The 17820-nt window shown below is 73.0% G+C and carries 18 protein-coding genes, 1 pseudogene and 1 riboswitch; of the genes and pseudogenes, 9 read left to right on the forward strand and 10 right to left on the reverse strand.

Annotation, left to right across the window (positions count from 1 at the left end; genetic code table 11):
• Positions 1–8 precede the first annotated feature (8 nt).
• Positions 9–899 (forward strand): sortase, encoded by an 891-nt coding sequence (locus ACWCQ1_RS07680; protein WP_358597641.1) that lies wholly within the window; start codon positions 9–11, stop codon positions 897–899.
• 91 nt (positions 900–990) lie between these two features.
• Positions 991–1755: a phosphate ABC transporter ATP-binding protein PstB gene (gene pstB / locus ACWCQ1_RS07685; protein ID WP_358597997.1), complete on the forward strand. Its 765-nt coding sequence runs from the start codon at positions 991–993 to the stop codon at positions 1753–1755.
• A gap of 145 nt (positions 1756–1900) precedes the next feature.
• Here the strand turns inward: pstB and ACWCQ1_RS07690 are convergent.
• Positions 1901–2026 (reverse strand): annotated as a pseudogene (locus tag ACWCQ1_RS07690) (hypothetical protein); the annotation flags it as partial.
• On the opposite strand from ACWCQ1_RS07690, the gene ACWCQ1_RS07695 reads away from it, so the two are divergent.
• Positions 1976–2344, forward strand: a complete 369-nt coding sequence (locus ACWCQ1_RS07695) for a DUF6479 family protein (protein ID WP_133044050.1) — start codon at positions 1976–1978, stop codon at positions 2342–2344. The pseudogene ACWCQ1_RS07690 and the gene ACWCQ1_RS07695 sit on opposite strands and share 51 nt — an antisense overlap.
• A gap of 46 nt (positions 2345–2390) precedes the next feature.
• On the opposite strand, the gene ACWCQ1_RS07700 is transcribed toward ACWCQ1_RS07695, so the two are convergent.
• Positions 2391–3077 (reverse strand): DUF6445 family protein, encoded by a 687-nt coding sequence (locus ACWCQ1_RS07700; protein WP_133044049.1) that lies wholly within the window; start codon positions 3075–3077, stop codon positions 2391–2393.
• Between the two features lie 264 nt (positions 3078–3341).
• Here ACWCQ1_RS07700 and ACWCQ1_RS07705 point away from each other — a divergent pair, with 264 nt between their 5' ends.
• Both ACWCQ1_RS07705 and ACWCQ1_RS07710 read left to right on the forward strand, forming a co-directional pair.
• Complete coding sequence (locus ACWCQ1_RS07705) at positions 3342–4094, forward strand: DUF4142 domain-containing protein (RefSeq protein ID WP_133044048.1); 753 nt, start codon at positions 3342–3344, stop codon at positions 4092–4094.
• A 334-nt stretch (positions 4095–4428) separates the two neighbouring features.
• Entirely contained in the window at positions 4429–5349 is a 921-nt protein-coding gene (locus ACWCQ1_RS07710) for an LAETG motif-containing sortase-dependent surface protein (protein ID WP_451026051.1), read from the forward strand.
• 159 nt (positions 5350–5508) lie between these two features.
• Here the strand turns inward: ACWCQ1_RS07710 and ACWCQ1_RS07715 are convergent, their stop codons facing one another.
• Complete coding sequence (locus tag ACWCQ1_RS07715; protein WP_358597632.1) at positions 5509–5868, reverse strand: ArsR/SmtB family transcription factor; 360 nt, start codon at positions 5866–5868, stop codon at positions 5509–5511.
• A gap of 80 nt (positions 5869–5948) precedes the next feature.
• Positions 5949–6137, forward strand: a riboswitch (cobalamin riboswitch).
• Between the two features lie 26 nt (positions 6138–6163).
• Between ACWCQ1_RS07715 and ACWCQ1_RS07720 the strand changes: the two genes are divergently transcribed.
• Positions 6164–7246, forward strand: coding sequence for a Nickel transporter NicT (locus ACWCQ1_RS07720; protein WP_358597994.1), 1083 nt, complete (start codon positions 6164–6166; stop codon positions 7244–7246).
• Positions 7247–7276: 30 nt separating this feature from the next.
• Here the strand turns inward: ACWCQ1_RS07720 and ACWCQ1_RS07725 are convergent, their stop codons facing one another.
• Entirely contained in the window at positions 7277–8242 is a 966-nt protein-coding gene (locus tag ACWCQ1_RS07725) for a nucleoside hydrolase (protein WP_451026052.1), read from the reverse strand.
• Positions 8243–8285: 43 nt separating this feature from the next.
• On the reverse strand, positions 8286–9524 hold the full coding sequence (thrS, locus tag ACWCQ1_RS07730; RefSeq protein ID WP_451026053.1) for a threonine--tRNA ligase: 1239 nt from the start codon (positions 9522–9524) through the stop codon (positions 8286–8288).
• Between the two features lie 200 nt (positions 9525–9724).
• Between thrS and ACWCQ1_RS07735 the strand changes: the two genes are divergently transcribed.
• The gene (locus ACWCQ1_RS07735) at positions 9725–10597 is read left to right on the forward strand and encodes a hypothetical protein (RefSeq protein ID WP_451026054.1); all 873 of its coding nucleotides are present in this window, start codon (positions 9725–9727) and stop codon (positions 10595–10597) included.
• Between the two features lie 24 nt (positions 10598–10621).
• Here the strand turns inward: ACWCQ1_RS07735 and ACWCQ1_RS07740 are convergent, their stop codons facing one another.
• The 4 genes from ACWCQ1_RS07740 to ACWCQ1_RS07755 all read right to left on the reverse strand — a co-directional run bounded on the left by ACWCQ1_RS07740 (position 10622) and on the right by ACWCQ1_RS07755 (position 15014).
• Positions 10622–11359 carry a GAF and ANTAR domain-containing protein gene (locus ACWCQ1_RS07740; protein WP_358597623.1) on the reverse strand — a complete coding sequence of 246 codons (738 nt, stop codon included), beginning with the start codon at positions 11357–11359 and terminating at the stop codon, positions 10622–10624.
• A 56-nt stretch (positions 11360–11415) separates the two neighbouring features.
• Positions 11416–12252, reverse strand: coding sequence for a GAF and ANTAR domain-containing protein (locus ACWCQ1_RS07745; RefSeq protein ID WP_451026055.1), 837 nt, complete (start codon positions 12250–12252; stop codon positions 11416–11418).
• Positions 12253–12332: 80 nt separating this feature from the next.
• Positions 12333–13142, reverse strand: coding sequence for an ANTAR domain-containing protein (locus ACWCQ1_RS07750; protein ID WP_451026056.1), 810 nt, complete (start codon positions 13140–13142; stop codon positions 12333–12335).
• 528 nt (positions 13143–13670) lie between these two features.
• Complete coding sequence (locus tag ACWCQ1_RS07755) at positions 13671–15014, reverse strand: helix-turn-helix transcriptional regulator (protein WP_358597618.1); 1344 nt, start codon at positions 15012–15014, stop codon at positions 13671–13673.
• A gap of 107 nt (positions 15015–15121) precedes the next feature.
• Between ACWCQ1_RS07755 and ACWCQ1_RS07760 the strand changes: the two genes are divergently transcribed.
• Together ACWCQ1_RS07760 and ACWCQ1_RS07765 are read left to right on the forward strand one after the other, a co-directional pair.
• On the forward strand, positions 15122–15277 hold the full coding sequence (locus ACWCQ1_RS07760) for a hypothetical protein (protein WP_165954847.1): 156 nt from the start codon (positions 15122–15124) through the stop codon (positions 15275–15277).
• Between the two features lie 192 nt (positions 15278–15469).
• Positions 15470–16705 carry an amidohydrolase gene (locus ACWCQ1_RS07765; RefSeq protein WP_133044040.1) on the forward strand — a complete coding sequence of 412 codons (1236 nt, stop codon included), beginning with the start codon at positions 15470–15472 and terminating at the stop codon, positions 16703–16705.
• A gap of 10 nt (positions 16706–16715) precedes the next feature.
• Here the strand turns inward: ACWCQ1_RS07765 and ACWCQ1_RS07770 are convergent, their stop codons facing one another.
• The gene (locus tag ACWCQ1_RS07770) at positions 16716–17789 is read right to left on the reverse strand and encodes a hypothetical protein (protein ID WP_358597614.1); all 1074 of its coding nucleotides are present in this window, start codon (positions 17787–17789) and stop codon (positions 16716–16718) included.
• Positions 17790–17820 lie beyond the last annotated feature (31 nt).

The raw sequence follows: 17820 nt of genomic DNA on the forward strand, positions 1-17820 counted from the left end.
GGGCCGCCGTGACACTCGCCGTACCCCTCACGCTCACGCGCGTCCGGAGCGTCACCGTCGTCCGCCATCTCGCCCGGGGCGGCCTGCTCAGCCTCGCCGCCCTGCTGCTCGGCATCACCGCCCAGCTGCTGCTGGTCAGCGGCATCCAGGAGCGGTCCGCGCAGCACTCCGCCTTCGACGAGCTGCGCGGCCAACTCGCCCTCGGGACCGCGCCGGTGGCGCAGACCGACCAGCAGGGCAGGCTGCTCGCGCCGGGCACGCCGGTCGCGATCGTCGGCATCCCCAGGCTGGGGACGACGCAGGTGGTCCTGGAGGGCACCGACTCCTCGGTGCTGACCGACGGGCCCGGTCACCGTCGGGACACCCCGATGCCCGGGCAGGCCGGCACCAGCGTGCTGATGGGGCGGGCCGCGGCCTACGGCGGGCCGTTCCGCGGGCTCGGCTCGCTGTCGTCCGGCGACCGGATCACCGTGGTCACCGGGCAGGGCAAGGCGACGTACCAGGTCCTGGACGTGCGCCGGGCCGGTGATCCGGCGCCCGCCCCCGTGGCCGCCGGCAAGGGGCGGCTGGTGCTGGTCACCGCGACCGGCGCCCGGTTCGTGCCGGCCGGGGTACTGCGCGTCGACGCCGACCTGGTCTCCGCGCCCTTCCAGACGCCGGCGGCGGTGATCCGCACCGGCACGCTGCCCGGCTCCGAGGAGCCGCTGGCCCGGCCCTCCGGGGTGCCGTGGCCGCTGGTGATGTGGCTGCAGGCGCTGCTGCTGGCCGCCGTCGCCGCCGTGTGGGCCTGGCACCGCTGGGGCCGCCACCAGACGTGGATCGTCTTCGCGCCCCTCGTCGCGGTGCTGGGCCTCCAGGTCGCCACGCGTACCACCGAACTCCTGCCGAACCTGCTGTGAGGTGTCCCAAGTGACCGAAGTGACCGACTCCGTGACCGACACGGTCGTCCTGCCGCCGGTGGGGACCGCCGCCGTGACCGCTCCCGCCACGATCGAGGCCCGGTCGGTCTCGGCCTGGTTCGGTGGGCACCAGGTGCTCAGCCAGGTGTCGCTGACCATGCCCGCGGGGCGGGTCACCGCCCTCATCGGGCCGTCCGGATGCGGCAAGTCGACGTTCCTGCGCACCCTCAACCGGATGCACGAGCTGATCCCGGGGGCGCAGTTCGGGGGCGAGGTGCTCTTCGAGGGCGAGGACATCTACGACGCCTCGTGGCGGCTGACGGACGCCCGCCGCCGTATCGGCATGGTCTTCCAGAAGCCGAACCCGTTCCCGGCGATGTCGATCTACGACAACGTGGTGGCCGGCCTCCGGCTGACCGGCGCCCGCGCGAGCCGCCGCGAGAAGGACGAGCTGGTGGAGGAGTCGCTCTCCCGGGCCGGCCTGTGGAAGGAGGTCCGCGACCGGCTGCGCAAGCCGGGCGGCGCGCTCTCCGGCGGCCAGCAGCAACGCCTGTGCATCGCCCGGGCGTTGGCGGTACGGCCCCGGGTGCTGCTGATGGACGAGCCGTGCTCGGCGCTGGACCCCACCTCGACCCGCCGTGTCGAGGAGACCATCCACGAGCTCGCCGACCAGGTGACGGTCGTGATCGTCACCCACAACATGCAGCAGGCGGCCCGCGTCTCCCAGCAGTGCGCCTTCTTCCTCGCCGAGCAGGGCACCCCCGGCGGCATCGTCGAGGCGGGCCCGACGGACGACGTCTTCGGCACCCCGAAGGACCCGCGCACGGCGGACTACGTGGCGGGCCGCTTCGGCTGACGGCGGTTTCCGACGGTCGTTGCGACACGTGGTTGTGTCGATCAGGCCCTGAGCGGTTCATGCAGGCGCCCGGCCGGGGTTTCCCCGCCGGGCGCTGTGCGTGGGCGGCGGGCGCGGCGGGCGTGAGGTCGATCATGGGCTTGGCCGCGAGGGTCGGGGCCGCGGTGGAGCCGATGTGCTCGACCTCTCCTTTCGCGGCGTTTGGGTCGATAATCGAGCCATGAGTACGGCGACGTTTGTCATGGCGGCCACGTCGGTGGACGTAAGCCACGTGGTCGGCGCCTTCATCGGTGGCCTGGTCATCGCCGGTGCCCTGGTCTGGGCCTTCTGGTTCGGCATGCGGGTGCGCGACCGCGAGCTGCCGCGGCCGCTCCCGGACGAGCAGCCCCACCTTCCCGACGGCGGGGCCGTCCGCGAGATGCGCGAGGTGCGCGAACCGGACGAGGTGCCGCTCTCCGAGGACGGAAAACGGCTGATGCCCCACGAGATGCACCGCGCGTCGAGCAAGACGGGCAAGGACCAGCACCGACGGCGCTGGATGCCCGGCTCCAGCGGCTCCTTCGGCAGCGGTGGCCTGGGCGTGCGCTAGCGCCTGTTGCGAAAGTCCCGCCTGCCCCGCGGCGGGAGCGGCCGGCTCAGGCCATCCAGAAGAAGACGGCCGTCATCCGCTTGTCCTCCAGCGTGCTGCCGGAGTAACCGGTCGCGCTGTGCACCAGGTTGGCGTTGTACAGCAGCAGCCGGTTGTACTTGTGGGGGACGCGTACGTCCTCCTCGAAGTGGTCCCCGGGCACGAACCGGGTGCCGAGCGCCTCGACGAGGTTGTTGTGCGGCGCCTGGACGATGTTGCCGCCGAGCCGTCCGCCGGGCAGCGACTGACGGTAGAACGCGGTGCCGCAGTCCTTGCCGACGCCGGGGTTGAGGTACAGCACGGCCGCGTACCGGCACAGCGACCGTGAGTCGGTGTGCGGCCGCGGCTCGCTCTCGCCCTCGCCGACGACCTGGACGCAGTTGTGGTTGAGCGTGCCGCCGCCGGGCGCCTGCTGCACCCACAGCTCCTTCGCCCCGGTCGCCTTCTTCACCAGGCGCTCGACGCGGGCGAGTTCGTCGGGCTCCAGGCCCGGCATGGTGCGCAGGCCCGGCCAGGTCTCCGAGGTGTACGGGTAGCCCTTGACCCAGTCGTCCTTCGCCAGACAGCGCTCCCGTACGGCGTCCACGTCCGGCAGGACGTCGTCGATGACCCAGTAGTCGCGGCCCTTGGTGGGCTTGCGGTAGGGCAGGACAGGAAGGGCCGCGGGGACCCGGGGCGGGGGCTGTGGGGGCATGGGCCGAATCTAGGTCGGGGATTCCCCCGCACTCTCCCGTGAACAGGTCAACATTCCGTCAACGACTTGTCATGACCACCGAAGGGCCGGACCGCCAACTCCCCGGAGACATGGCTCACATCCCCTGGTTTTTACCAAACCAAAAGGTTCCGCGCCGGGTCCGGTCCGTATTCCACACCGTCCTACCCCGCCGCACGACGGCGGATCCCCGACCGGGCAGGAGGCACGGTGCGCTTTTCGCGGAACGCGACGGGAACTCTCTTCGTGGGCGGTGCTCTGAGTCTGACTCTGGCCGCACTCGCCTATCCCGCGATGCTCGGGGTGAACACCGTGTCGGCCTCAGGGACCAGAGTCATCGCTCAGACCCAGTGGGGTCCGCTGACGGAGTCGGACCGCGACTTCGTGGTGAAGGTGCGCGCGGCCGGTCTGTGGGAGTACCCCGTCGGCCAGCTGGGCCTGCAGAAGGGCCAGAGCCAGGCGGTCAAGATCGCCAGCAAGCACCTGATCGACGGTCACGCGGCGCTGGACGCCAGCTGCCGCAAGATCAGCACGATGCTGAACATCACGATCCCCAACATCGCGAGCCCCCAGCAGGTGGGCTTCGTCAACACCCTCAAGGCGGACAGCGGCAAGCAGTTCGACACGGACTTCGCCAACATCCTGCGGGTGACGCACGGTTCGATCTTCAACACGATCGCGAAGATCCGCTCCACGACCAAGAACACGGTGGTGCGCGCCCTGGCCGACCAGGCCAACGCGACGGTCCTGGACCACATCACGGTCATGGAGCAGACCGGGCTGGTCAACTTCGACCAGGTGCTCTTCCAGGAGACCACCCCGCCGAAGCTGCCCGCCAAGGACCTGACCCCGCCGCCCCCGCTCGCGGGCCAGCCCCAGATCGTGCTCACCCCGCCGGTGGACACGACGACCCAGCCCCCGATCCTGCCCGGTGAGTCCTCGCCCGGCACGGGCGGCGCGGGAGGCACCGCGGTCAGCCCGAGCCCGACGGTGGGATAGCCCCCGCGGGAACGTTCGTACGGCCCCGCGGGAACGGTCGTACGGCCTTACGGGAAGGGTCGAACAACTCCTGTCGGTCAAGAGGTTCGGGCGGTCGAACGGAAGCGGATCCGCCCGTTCCTACTGTGGCGTAATCGTGATGGCTGGTTGAACTTTCGGCGCGTCACCGCAGGTTGACAGTGTTCGGCCGGGAGATCCACCATGTGAGCGCACTGAGGCGCATGTGACCAATGGGCCCGGTGTTTTCACAGACCATTCTCCCCGGCACGGCCGGCCGCCGCATGCTGTCCCGCGCCGCCGTGCCCGGGTCACGCACGCCAAGATGGGGATCCGCATGTCCATAGTGAGACGTGTCACCGTGCGCCGCCTCATGGGGACGGGCGCCGCGTCGCTCGCCCTGTGCGCCGCAACCGTCGCCGCCGCCTCCGGCGCCTGGGCCCACGGCGGAACTCCGGGCGGTGACGGCTGGAAGGCCGGCGGTTCCTACAAGCCCGGCACCGGTGCGGGCACCAAGACGGAGGCCGACCGCTGCCAGTTCTCGCTGGACGGCACGGACTTCTACGACTCGGTGAAGGTCGACGACCAGACGCTGAAGCCCACCGACGACGGCAAGGTCCACATCAAGGTCCGTACCGCCGGTGACGCCTCCACCTGCACCGCCTCGCTCGCCTCCTACCTCGCCCACGGCGCGAGCTTCGCGACCTCGGGGCAGCAGGTCTTCGTCGACTTCGACACCGTGACCGTCAAGCCCGGGCAGACCGACTCGCTGGACATCGCTGTGCCGGACGCGGGCTGCTTCGCGCAGATCGACCTCTACCGCGGCGCCACCAAGTTCGACGGCAAACTGGACGCCAAGGACGGGTTCCAGCACGGCGACCTGCCGGCCGGCCCGGACCACGCGGTCATCAAGGACAAGCTGATCGCGTCCTGGAACGGCGGTACGAAGGACTGCACGACCGAGTCGCAGCCCCCGAGCACCCCGCCGGCCTCCACGCCGCCGTCGACGCCCCCGGCCTCCGAGAGCGCCACCCCGACGCCGAGCGCCTCCGAGTCGACCCCGGCCTCGACCGACACCCCGGTCGCCTCGGCGTCCACCACCGTCCCGGCGGCCACGCCGAACGGCGGTGGCGGCGGCCTCGCCGAGACCGGCGGCGGCAGCGACTCCGGCCTGATCGCCGGCGGCGCGGCGGCGCTCCTGGCGGGCGGCGCGGCGATCGTCGTCGCGAGCAAGCGCCGCCGCGGCGCCCGCTCCTGAACCACCCCCGAAGACGAACGCCCCGGAGATCCCCCGCTCCGGGGCGTTCGTCACGCGCGGCACCGGTCGTGCGGTGCTGGTGATGTGCGGTGCGGGTGCTGGTCGTGTGCCTTGAAGGTCATGCGCGGCGTGCCGTCGGCTGCTACGCGCCGTCAGCTGTCACGTGCCGTCGGCCGTGCAGTGTTTGAGGAGGAGGCGGGTGTCGTCGTCGACCAGGCGGTAGCGGACGACGCGGCCCTCCTTATCGCCGGCCACCACCCCGGCCGCCCGCAGCAGGCGCAGGGCCTGGGAGACGGCGGGGTCGTTCATGCCGGTCGCGATCGCGAGGTCGGAGACGGCGAGCGGGCCGGTGCGGTGCAGGGCGAGCAGCAGCGCGAGCCGTTTGGGGTCGGCGAGCAGCGAGAAGCGGTCGGCCCAGGTGCGCACATGGGCCTCGTCACCGATGGCGGCGATGGCGTCGCACACCCGGTGGCCGTCGATGGTGCGGCGCTCCGCGCGGTCGGCCGGGACGAGATGCATGCACACATCCTCGCAGGCGTGCCTCTGTGATCTTCGATACCTGCACAGGTACGCAGCTATGCAGGAAGGGCCGCTCCCCCCTACGGTGGGCGGGCCGTGGTGTTCGGGAAGTCGGTGCGATGCCGACGCGGCCCTCGCCACTGTGATCGGGAAGTCACCGGTCCACGTCCCGCAGGGGACAGCCACTGGCCGTTTCACCACGGCCGGGAAGGCGGACCGGGGACGCACGACCCGTCAGCCAGGAGACCGGCCACGGCATCTCACGAAGTGATCCACGAGGTGCTGGAGCGTGAACATGCCCGACGCTGCTTCTTTCCGCTGGCGGCGCGAGGACACCGTCAAGACCGTGGGGCTGGTGGCGGTGATCGCCGCCCTCCACGTCGCCGCCTTCGGGATCCTCTTCCTCCTCGTCGTCCCCGGCCACTACGAGGTCGGCTCCAAGGCCTTCGGCATCGGCCTCGGCGTCACCGCCTACACGCTGGGCGTGCGGCACGCCTTCGACGCCGACCACATCGCCGCGATCGACAACACCACCCGCAAGCTGATGGCCGACGGCAAACGGCCGGTGTCGGTGGGCTTCTGGTTCGCGCTGGGGCACTCCAGCGTGGTCGTGGTGCTGGCCGCGATGATCGCCGGCGGCACGGCGCTCGCCGGCAAGGTCATGAACGAGAACTCCGGCACCCACAAGGTGCTCGGCTTCCTCGGTACGACGATCTCGGGCACGTTCCTCTACATCATCGCCGCGCTCAACCTGGTGGCCCTGATGGGCATCCTGAAGGTCTTCAGGGCGATGCGGGCGGGGACGTACGACGAGTCGGAGCTCGAAGCCCACCTGGATTCCCGGGGCTTCATGAACCGGATCCTCGGCCGCCTCACCAGGTCGATCACCCGCCCGGGCCAGATGTACCCCCTGGGCTTCCTCTTCGGGCTCGGCTTCGACACCGCGACCGAGGTCACGCTGATGGTGATGGCGGGCTCCGGCGCGGCGGCGGGACTGCCCTGGTACGCGGTCCTGTGCCTGCCGCTGCTCTTCGCGGCGGGGATGAGCCTGTTCGACACGCTGGACGGCACGTTCATGAACTTCGCCTACCAGTGGGCCTTCTCCAACCCGGTCCGCAAGGTCTTCTACAACCTGACCATCACCGGTCTGTCCATCGCCGTGGCCTTCTTCATCGGCACGATCGAGCTGGTGGGCGTCCTGCACGAGAAGTTCGACCTGACCGACTCGGTCACGGGCTGGATCGCCGGCCTCGACCTGGACAACGTCGGCTACGTCATCGTCGGCCTGTTCGTGGTGGTGTGGGCGGCGGCGCTGACCTACTGGCGGGTGGCGAAGGTGGAACAGAAGTGGTCGGTGCGGGCGGCGGAAAGCCCGTGACCCGCACCGTCTTCGCCGGCCCGCGCGCCGTCACGGCCTCTCGACCGCCGACAGCCACAGCTTGACGAAGCGGGGCACGTCCACGTCCAGGGCCACGTCGACCAGGGGCTGTGCGCGGGCGCCCTCGTGGATCTCGGACTCGCCGGGGCGGGCGCGGCGGTCGACGATCGTCTGTCCCCGGGTGGGTCCGGGGGCGAGGGAGACCTCGACGGGGAGCAGGCTGGTGGTGATGCCGGCCGGGTCGGCGACGGAGCAGACCGCGCCCGCGTCCCCGAGCCCGCCGGCGATCTCGTCGCTGTCCGGGTCCGGCGAGGACGGGCGGTGGGCGAGGAGTTCACCGGCGAGACGGGTGCCGGGCTCCGCGCTCGCCCGCAGCCGTCGTACGTCCGCGCCCGGCACCACGACCCGCTGGAACACGTCGAGGCCGTACATCGTGATGGGCACGCCGGCGGTGAGCAGGACGGCGGCGGCCTCCGGGTCGTGCCAGACGTTGAACTCGGCGACCGCGGTGGCGTTCCCGGTCGCGACCGCGCCGCCCATGAAGACGATCCGCTCGATGTTGCGGACCACGTCCGGGTGCGTCCGCAGCAGCAGCGCGATGTTGGTCAGGGGCGCCGTCGGGACCAGCGTCACCGGGCGCGGCGAGGCGAGGATCTCGCGGCGCAGCAGCGTCACGGCGTCCACGTCGGCCGGGGCGCGGGTCGGCGCGGGCAGACCGATGTCGCCCATGCCGTCCACCCCGTGCACATGCCGTGCCGTGCGCACCGGCTCGATCAACGGCCGCTCGGCGCCCCGTCCGACGGGGATCTCCGGGGCGCCGGCCTGCTCCAGCACCGTGAGGGTGTTGCGCACGACGCCGTCCACGTCCGTGTTCCCGGCGACACAGGTCACCGCCCGCAGATCGATCCCCGGGTGCCGCACGGCGAAGAGCAGGGCGAGGGCGTCGTCGACACCGGTGTCACAGTCGATGATCACCGGAACGGGCTGACCGGTCACAGCGGACCCCCCTCTTCGCCACACCATCGGTACGGGACCGACCTTAATCCCTGGCCGACCTCTCTGCGGGCGCCCACAACGCGGTGCTCCTGGCTGCCACCTGCGCGTCGATCCGGCGCAGTAGTTCCTCAGCCGGCAGGGCTCCGGGGCGGGTTCCGTCCCGCAGGCGCGGGGCCGCCAGGCCCTCGGTCGCCTCTTGTTCGCCGATCACCGCCTGGTAGGGGACCAGACGGGCGGCTCGGACGCGGGCGCCGAGGGAGCCGTGTTCGGGGCCGGCGAGCTCTGCCCGCAGACCACGGGCGAGGGCTCTGGTCAGGAGGTCCTGCGCCTGCGGGCGCTGCTGCTCGGACACCGGAAGCACCATCAGCTGGACGGGGGCGAGCCAGGCGGGGAAGGCGCCGCCGTGCTGTTCGACGAGGTGCGCGACCGCCCGCTCCATGCTGCCGATGACGCTGCGGTGCACCATGACCGGCCGGTGCCTCGCCCCGTCCGCGCCGATGTAGTGCAGGTCGAAGCGTTCGGGCTGGTGGAAGTCGATCTGCACGGTGGACAGGGTCGACTCGCGCCCGGCCGGATCGGTGATCTGCACGTCGATCTTGGGGCCGTAGAAGGCGGCCTCGCCCTCGACCGCGTCGTAGGCGACGCCGGCCCCGTCCAGCACCTCGCGGAGCAGCGCGGTGGCCCGTTCCCAAAGGGCCGGATCCGCGACGTACTTGCCGCCCTCGCCCGGGAGGGAGAGACGGTGACGGGCGGCCCGGATGCCCAGGTCCGCGTAGGCCCGCCCGATCAACTCCAAGGCCCCGCGCGCCTCTTGCACCGCCTGCTGAAGGGTGCAGAAGACATGGGCGTCGTTGAGCTGGATGGACCGCACCCGGGTCAGCCCGCCGAGCACCCCGGACGGCTCGGAGCGGTACATGCCGCCCAACTCGGCCATCCGCAAGGGGAGTTCCCGGTAGCTGCGGGAGCGGTAGCGGTAGATCAGGGCGTGGTGGGGACACAGGCTCGGGCGCAGCACGACCTCCTCGCCGCCCAGCCGCATCGGCGGGAACATGTCGTCGCCGTAGTGCGCCCAGTGCCCGGAGATCTCGTACAGCTCGCGTTTACCGAGGACCGGCGAGTACACGTGCCGGTACCCGGCCGCCCGCTCCAGCCCCCGCACGTACTCCTCCAGCACGTGCCGCACGGTCGCGCCGTCGGGCAGCCAGTACGGCAGCCCCGCGCCGATCAGCGGATCGGTGTCGAACAGCGCCAGTTCACGCCCGAGACGTCGGTGGTCGTGCATGGTCCTACTCCTCACTCGGGAGGGACGGGCGACCCGGGCGACGCATGACGAAGCCCCGGGGCACTCGCCCCGGGGCTTCGGACATCCAGTCCGGTGTTCAGCGCGCCGGGACGTTCTCCGGCGTCGTCGTGGAAAAGGCTTGGGCACGCTGCATGCGGCGACCGTAGCGCGGGGGCGGCCGGGGCCGCGAGGGATTATCGGTGCCCGTAACCCGTACGGCCCGGCTCGGTGGTGGGCCGCCGGAGGCGGTGGTCCCGTGGGAGACGTACACCGTCCTGTACGTCGGTCAGGAGCCCCCGATGCCCCGCACCCCCGCCCGCGTCCTCGCCGCCTCCGCCCTCACCGCCGCCGTCCTCGCCGGCGCGAGCGCCTGTACGGCTCCGACGGACGGGGCGGAGCAGCCGGTGCGGGGTGCCTCCTCGACCGCGAAACCCTCGCCGACCGCCCCTGCCGCGCCGCCCGCCCTCACCGAGGCGCAGGCGCAGGCCGCGCTGGTCACGGCCGCGGACCTGGGGGATCCCTGGGTGCCCACGCAAGGGGCGGCGACCTGGCGGGACGGGGTGCTGAAGGCGACCACCGACGCGCCCGACTGCCGTCGGCTGCTGGACGCCCTGTACGCCGACGACCTGTTCGGCACCGACGCCCGGATCCGGGCCGTGGTGGGGCTCGACGACGCCCCCGACCAGGCCCAGTTGCGCTACCAGGTGCTGACGCTGGACGCGGCGGACGTGTCGCGGACCCTGGACTGGATGCGGGCGCTGCCGCGGACGTGCGGACGGTTCACGGCCGTCACCCAGTACGGGGCCGTGCAGGGCGTGCAGGTCGCGGAGGCGCGGCTGCCCGAGGTCGGGGACGCGCGGCAGGGGCTGCGGGTGACGCTGACCGGCGCGACGGCGGACGGCGAGCCGACCGTGCTGACGCTGGACGTCGCCGCGGTCCGGGCCGGTGAGGACACCGTCGCCGTCACCGACGGCGGCCTCGGGGACGTCTCCCCCGACGTGACCGCGACGGCCGTGCAGAAGGGCCTCCAACGCCTGGCCGACGTACGCAAGCAGGGCCGCGCACAGGTCTGAGGGGCGCACGGGCCCGCGGAGCGCTCAGAGGGGATCCGGGGTCTCCTCCACCAGTTCCCGTGGGTCGAGTCGGCGTTCGGCGAGGGCGCGGGTGACCGTCGACAGGGAGAGCTGCCGTATCTCCGCGTGTCGGCGCAGCAGTTCGTGGGCCTGGGTGAGGGAGACGCCCGCGGTCTCCGCGAGCAGGCCCTTGGCCAGTTCCACGGTCGCCTTGGCGGAGACCGCTGCCTGCAGGGACGTCAGCAGGTCGTGCGGGCGCCTGGGGGCGGCCGGCCAGTGGGTCAGGGTGAGCGCGGCGACGTCGCTCATGCCCTGGGCGACGACGAGATCGGCGGCCGGCAGCACGTCGCTGTGCCGGTTCGCCAGCGCCACCGCGCCGATCGGACGCCCGTCCAGGCGCAGCGGCAGCACGTGCATGGAGGCGTAACCGGCGGCCAGCGCGAACTCGGTGTACTCCGGCCAGCGGCCACCGGAGCGCAGATCGTCCGCGGCGACCGGTTCCCCGGTGCGGTAGCAGTCGACGGACGGCCCCTGGTCCCGCTGCACCTGGAACAGGTCGAGGCGGCCGAGCGCGTCCTCGGAGGCGGACATGGGGCGCAGCTCGCCGCGCGAGTCCGCCATCACGATCCCGACGGCGTCCACGGCCAGCAGACCGAGGCAGTGCTCGCCGAGCCGGGCGAACAGGTCGAGCGGGTCGAAGTGCGCAGCGAGGGTGTCCGCCAGATCGACGAAGGCACGCGTCAGCCGCAGCTCGCGGTTCATCCGGTCCTCCTCACATCGCACTACGCCTCTTCGCCGGTCGTCGTGCCGGAGCGTCCTCAGGCACGGTCGAACCTATTCCTGTGCGAGACGATGTCGCGCGCCACCTCGAGCGCGGTGCGGTTCTGCGCGAACGCGCGGGCGCGCAGCCGGGCCAGCGCCTCGTCGGAGTCGACCCCGAGCTGCGCCATGATCATGCCGAGGGCCTGGTAGACCTCGTCGTGATCGGTGGCGAGGCCGCTCAGCCACGATTCGTCTCCGCCCGACGGCCCATTCTCCGCCTGCCGGGGCAGCGCCATCAGCGCGATGGTCATGACGCTGGCGACCAGCAGCGCGGTGCGCATCTCGCGCTCGGTCAGCTCGCCGGGGGTGTCGCGGTACAGGTCGAGCGTGCCCACACAGACGGCGTCGTTGCCCAGCGGCACCGAGTACACGGCGGAGACGCCGAGGGAGATCGCCTCGTGCGCGAACACGGGCCAGCGGCGCGCGTCCGGGCCGTCCGTCAGATCGGAGGCGAGCACCGGGGCGCCGATCTCGGCGGCGTACATGCACGGTCCGTCGCCCAGGGTGGCCTGCACCTCGGCGAGGTGGGCCGCCTGGTCGTCGCTGGCGCTGAGCTGTATCGGCATGCCGTCGCTGCGCAGGGAGACGCTGGCACCGACCACCGGCAGCAGCTTGACCGCGACCGTGCAGAGCCGGCCGGGGATCTCGCGGGGTTCGGCGCCCCGCACCCCCTCGGCGATCACGTCGGCGGCCCGGACCCGGTCGATCCTGCGCTCCGCCGGTGCGTCGGCGCCGCCGCGACGCGGGTCGTCGCCCGGCCCGTCACCGGGGAAGCCGTTGCGGTCGTCCCTGGGCCGCACGGCCACCGCCTCCTTCGATCGCAGCGCGGCCATTGTCGTCCACGGGCCCCGGGGGCCGCGTTCACCCGGAGGAGGGTCGTGGCTCGTGCCGAGCCCTCAGGGGCGCCTCCCGACTACCCGTCGCCCGAGGAGCGAAACGTGGTCGTGTCCTCGCCGCCCAGCGGTGACCTGCGCGGTGCCGGAGGGCGCGGGGAAGGAGGCTCGCCCGTGACACCGGTGACGAACTCGGCGGCGACGTCGCGCAGCTTCATGTTCCGGCGCTGGGAGGCGCGGCTGAGGAGCTCGAAGGCCTCGTCGGCGGTGCAGCGGCGGCCGGCCATGATCACGCCGAGGGCCTGGTCGATGACGGCGCGCGAGACGATCGCGCGCTGCAGATCCATGCTGAACTGCAGCTGGCCCGCGAACTTCAGGGCGACACCGAGCGCGCCCGAGGCGTGACCGGCGAGCACGACGGCCTGCTCACGCACCGGCTCGGTGAAGGAGCGGGTGCCCGTGGAGTACAGGTTCATCACGCCGGCCACCCGCCGACGCGGCGGGGACAGGGGCAGCGCGAGCATGCTGCGCATCCCGATCTCCCGGGCGAGGTCGGGAAAGGTGCCGAAGCGGTCCTCGTGGTCGACGTCGTCGATGCGGTGCGGCACCCCCGTGCGCAGGGTGCGCAGACAGGGGCCCTCGCCGGCCTCGTACTGGCGCTGGTCGAAGCGTTCCACCAGTTCGTCGCTCGCGGCGGCGGTGTAGGGGTGGGAGTGGTCCTCGGCGGTCAGGGTGACCGAGCAGTGCGCCGGTACGGGCAGCGAGGTCGCGGCAAGGCCGACGAGTTCCCGCAGGAACTCGTCCAGCCGGTCGGCCTCCAGGAGCAGGGTCTGCAGGCAGGCCAGGAGCCGCTCGCCGTCGCCCGGTCCGGCGGATCGCGGCTGCGTCATGGGGGGGGAGCCCCTCTCGTGGCAGGGAAACGGAAGTCTCCCCCCAGTACCCAGGACTCGCGGAACCAGCCGGGAAGCAGCTTCCCGGGCCGGTCTTCACAGCGCGGGCACCGCTCGCTACCGTCGGCTGTGGTGCGTGTCAGGCAGCGGCCGCACGAGGGCGAGCCCGGTGGCGCCGCTCCCGGGCGGGCGTTCACGGGCGGTGCGCCGGCCGGTGGCCGGATCCCGTTGCGAGCGCTTCTCCCGGCACGGCCGCACGGTGCGCTTCCGCACCGCCGGCCCGACCCGCCGGACCGCCCCCGAGCCCTCGTCCCCGTGACCGCCACGCCGACCGGGGCGTCTCCCGCCGTCCCGAGCGGGCACGGGGACCTTCCGGGCGAGCGCGCGTACGGGGAGCGGCGCGCCCTCGCCCGGCGGGCCACCGCCCACCACCAGGCGGTGGCCGCCACCACCCCTGCCCGCGTGCCGTGCGGGCGCTCGTCACGGGTGCCACGCGGGCGCTCGTCACGGGTGCCGTGCGGGCCTTCGTCACAGCGGAGGCTGGGCCGGGGCCGGGCCCAGGGTGGTGGTGCCGGGGGCCGTGCGATGGCCGAGGCCCGTGCGGTAGGCGTCGAGGGCGGCCTCGACCCGGCCCGTGCGGCGGAGCAGGTCGCCCAGCAGCCGGCACAGGTCGGCCAGGTCGCCGGCGGCGCCCGCCCGCTCCAGGAGGCTCAGGGCGCGTACGTAGTGCTCCTCGGCGGCCTCCGTGTCGCGGGCGTCCTCGGCGATGATGCCGAGCAGACGGTGGGCGGCGGCGGAGTGCAGGGCGCCGCGCTCGGAGTTGAGGGTGCTGAGCACCTCGTTCAGCAGGTCGGCGGCCTCCTCCGACTTGCCGCGCCGGTGCAGCACGTCGGCGAGCTCGACGGCGGCCTGGCTGCTGTAGAGGGCGGCCCGGCCCGCGGAGAGCATCTTCAGGGCCTGCCGCAACTCGCCCTCCGCCCGCTCCAGTTCGCCGTTCTGGGCGCAGACGTACCCGCGCATCCAGTGGCAGTTGGCGAGCTCGGTGCGCAGCTGCAGGGTCCGGTACAGCTCGGCGGCCCTGGCGAGCGAGGCGTCGGCCTCGGCGATGCGCCCCTCGGCGAGCAGGGTGCGGGCGACCGAGCGGTGCATCCGGGCGACCAGCGCGGGGTCACCGGCCTGCGGGGCGAGGGCGAGCGCGAACTCGGCGGCCTTGGCGGCACGGGCGTGGACGCCCATGTCCATGTAGGGGCCGATGATGCTGGCGTAGAGCAGCAGCAGCGCGTCGGGGTCGTGCAGCCCGCCCCGGTTCAGCTCGTCGAGGGTCGACTCCAGCAGGTAGACGGCGTAACGGAGTTCACCGGCGAGGTAGTGGGAGACGGCACGCCCGCGCAGGGCCGGCACCCGGGCGGGCAGCGGCGCGTCGGCGAGGGCCTGCTCGGTGCGCTCGAAGTACCCGCGGGCGGCGGTCAGTTCGCCGCTCTCCAGGGCGCACTCGCCGAGTCCGAGCAGGGCGGCGGCCCGGACGTCGGCCAGGTCGTGCTCCTCGGCCTCGGCGAGCAGGTCGGTGTACCGGTCGGCGGCCTCCTCGACCTCGCCGGCCGCGAGGGCGCGCTGCGCCCCGGTCAGCCTGAGCCGCAGGTCGGTGGCGAGGTGGGCCGGACGTCCGGTGACCAGCTCCTCGTACGCCACCCCGAGCCGCTCGGCGATGTGCCGCAGCGCCTCGTCCGAGGGCCGCACCCGGCCGGCCTCCAGGGTGGAGATGTAGGCGGGCGTGTACGCGGGCTCCGCCAACTGCCGCTGCGTCAGCCCACGTTCTCCGCGCAGCTGTTGCACCCTGCGCCCGATGGTCTCCGGATCGTCACGTTCCGCCATCCCAACTCCCCCTGGCCCTCTTGCTGTTGTCCGCTGGAGCCCCTAGGTTAAGCGGCACCTTAAGCGCGTTTAATACAACACTGTTGAAACGCCATTGAGAGGTTGCCGTGCTCCGAAACATCTCCGAGCGTTACGCCCGAGGTCTCGGCGCAGCCATCGTCGCGGTGGCCGCCCTTCTGCTGGCCGCCAACGCGGTCCCGGCGAAGGCGGACGACGCGCGGGATGTCGGCCAGGTGCAGCAGCTCCACGACGCGGGCCGGTGACCGCGGCCCCGGCCCCCGCCGTGGAGCGGGCCCCGCACGACATGGCCCAGACGCTGGTGCGGCAGCGTTGGTACAGCGGTGATCGGTACCGAGGTGGAGCGGTCGGTCCGGAAGGTGATGTCGAAGCGCAGCGGGGAGCTTCGACGGCACTCCCACCTGCCGTCGGCGGCCGCCTTGCGTACGCTGCCTGACGTGACCTCAGCCGCCGCGCGCACCGCCCTCGACCTCACCGGCCACCTCCCGGTCGCCGACCTGGCCGACTTCTACCGGGACCTGCATCGCCATCCCGAGCTCTCCCTCCAGGAGCACCGCACGGCGGCCCGGTTCGCCGAGCGGCTGAGGAAGGCCGGGTACGAGGTCGAGGAGGGCGTCGGCGCCACCGGCGTCGCCGGGATGCTGCGGAACGGCGACGGGCCGACGGTCCTGCTGCGCGCGGACATGGACGCCCTGCCGGTCACCGAGGAGACCGGGCTGCCGTACGCCTCCGAGGTGCCGGGGGTGATGCACGCCTGCGGACACGACCTGCACATGACCTGGCTCGCGGGCGCCGCTGAGGCACTGGCCGCCGGGCGGGACGCCTGGAGCGGCACCCTGCTCGTGGTCGGCCAGCCCGCCGAGGAGACCGGCGAGGGCGCGGCACGGATGGTGGCGGACGGCCTGTACGAGCGGCTCGCCCGCCCGGACGTGCTGCTCGGACAGCACGCGGCGCCCGGCCCGGTGGGCTTCTACGCCCACACCCCGGGGCTGATCATGTCCGCCTCGACCGACATCGACATCGTCGTGCACGGCCGGGGCGGGCACGGCTCACGGCCCGAAACGACCGTCGACCCGGTCGTCACGGCCGCCTACCTCGTCACCCGTCTGCAGACGGTCGTCTCCCGCGAGATCGCCGCCCGTGAGTCGGCCGTGCTGACCGTCGGGCGGATCGAGGCGGGCACCCGGCACAACATCATCCCGTCCGAGGCGCGCATCGCCCTCAATCTGCGCACCCAGTCCGACGAGGTGCGCGAGCGGATGATCGCGGCGATCCGGCGCATCGCCGCCGGCGAGGCGCTCGCCGCCGACTGCCCCCGCGAGCCGGAGATCCGGGTGGGCGCGACCTTCCCGGTGACCGTCAACGACGCGGACACCGACCGCCGGGTGGCCGCCGTGCACGAGGAGGTGCTGGGGGCGGGGACGGTGCTGGACTTCGGCCCGGTGATGGGCAGCGAGGACTTCCCGCGGCTGGCCGAGGGCGGGATCCCGTACGACTACTGGTTCGTGACGACGACGCCGGCCGAGGTGTGGGACGCGGCCGAGGGCGCGGACCTGATGGAGAAGTTCCTCGCCGTCCCCAGCAACCACAGCCCCCGTTTCGCCCCCGACCTCGCGACGATCACGCCGGGCGTACGGACGCTGGTGTCGGGGGCGCTGGCGTATCTCGCCTGACGACCGGTCCTCAGCCCTGGGTCTGCAGCTGGCGCAGCTGGCGCTGGACATGGTCGAGGGCGCCCTGCCGGCGGCCGGGCACCCGGGAGCGCAGGTCCGCCAGCCGGGACCCGAGTTCGCGGGCCGCCTCCGGGTCCCGGATCCGCCCCCACTGGTGGTGCGCCCGGTCCACCGCCGTCTCGACCTCCGGCGCGTCGGCCGCCTGCCCCGCCGTCAGCCGCGCGGCGGCCACCCCCAGCCAGGTACGGCAGCTGCGCACCGGATCCCCGGCGAACATGGCCAGGTCCGCCCGGACCTCGGCCCAGTGCAGCGCGGACTCGGACCCGGGACCGTGCGCCCTCAGGGCCGCCTGCTCGTGCCGGGCGGCGAGCGCGTCGGCGTCGGCGTGCCGTCCGGAGCGGACGGCGGCGGAGATGACGGCGTGCGGGTCGTCGACGGCCGGTGGTTGTCGGGGCGGCACCGCCGGCGCGGTCAGCACCAGTCCCGGTGCCTCGTCGGCGATCCGGCTCAGGGCCTGCTGGTGGAGCTGTTCCAGGGGCGGACGCCGGCCGCTTCTGAGCAGGGTCGCCACCGCCTTCATGTACGTCGGCACGGCCACCTCCCTGCGGGCGGGCGGCGGCGCGATCCGGCCGTGGACCACGGCCGTGCGGCCGCAGTCCAGAGCGTTCGCCCGCAGCCACTCCCAGGTCTCGGCGTCTGCGTGCAGATCGAGCAGCAGGCTCGTCGAACCGGCGGGGCGCAGCCGGACCTCCTCCCGGATCCAGTGCCAGGGCAGGCCGGTGTAGCGGACCGTGGAGGGGGTCGTCCGGGCCAGCGCCAGGTGCGGAAGCCGCTGGCGGCGGTCGAGTTGGAGCTGGCCGGTGACGAAGACGGTGAGCGGGCCGGGAGCCGCCGCGGCGGCCCGCAGCCGGGTCAGCACCGCCTGCGGTTCCAGGGGGTCGGCGAGTTCGACGACGTTGGCCGTGTCCGTGCCCGACAGCACCGACGGCGGGACGGCGGCGAGAACGGGGAGCACGGAGGCCGCGTCCACCAAGCACCCCTTGCCCGCCGGGGCGGCGGCGAGCAGCAGCACGGTTCCTGGCATCGGTCCCTCCCCATCCCCCGTCGATCACGTA

The organism is Streptomyces sp. NPDC002144 (assembly GCF_053593695.1).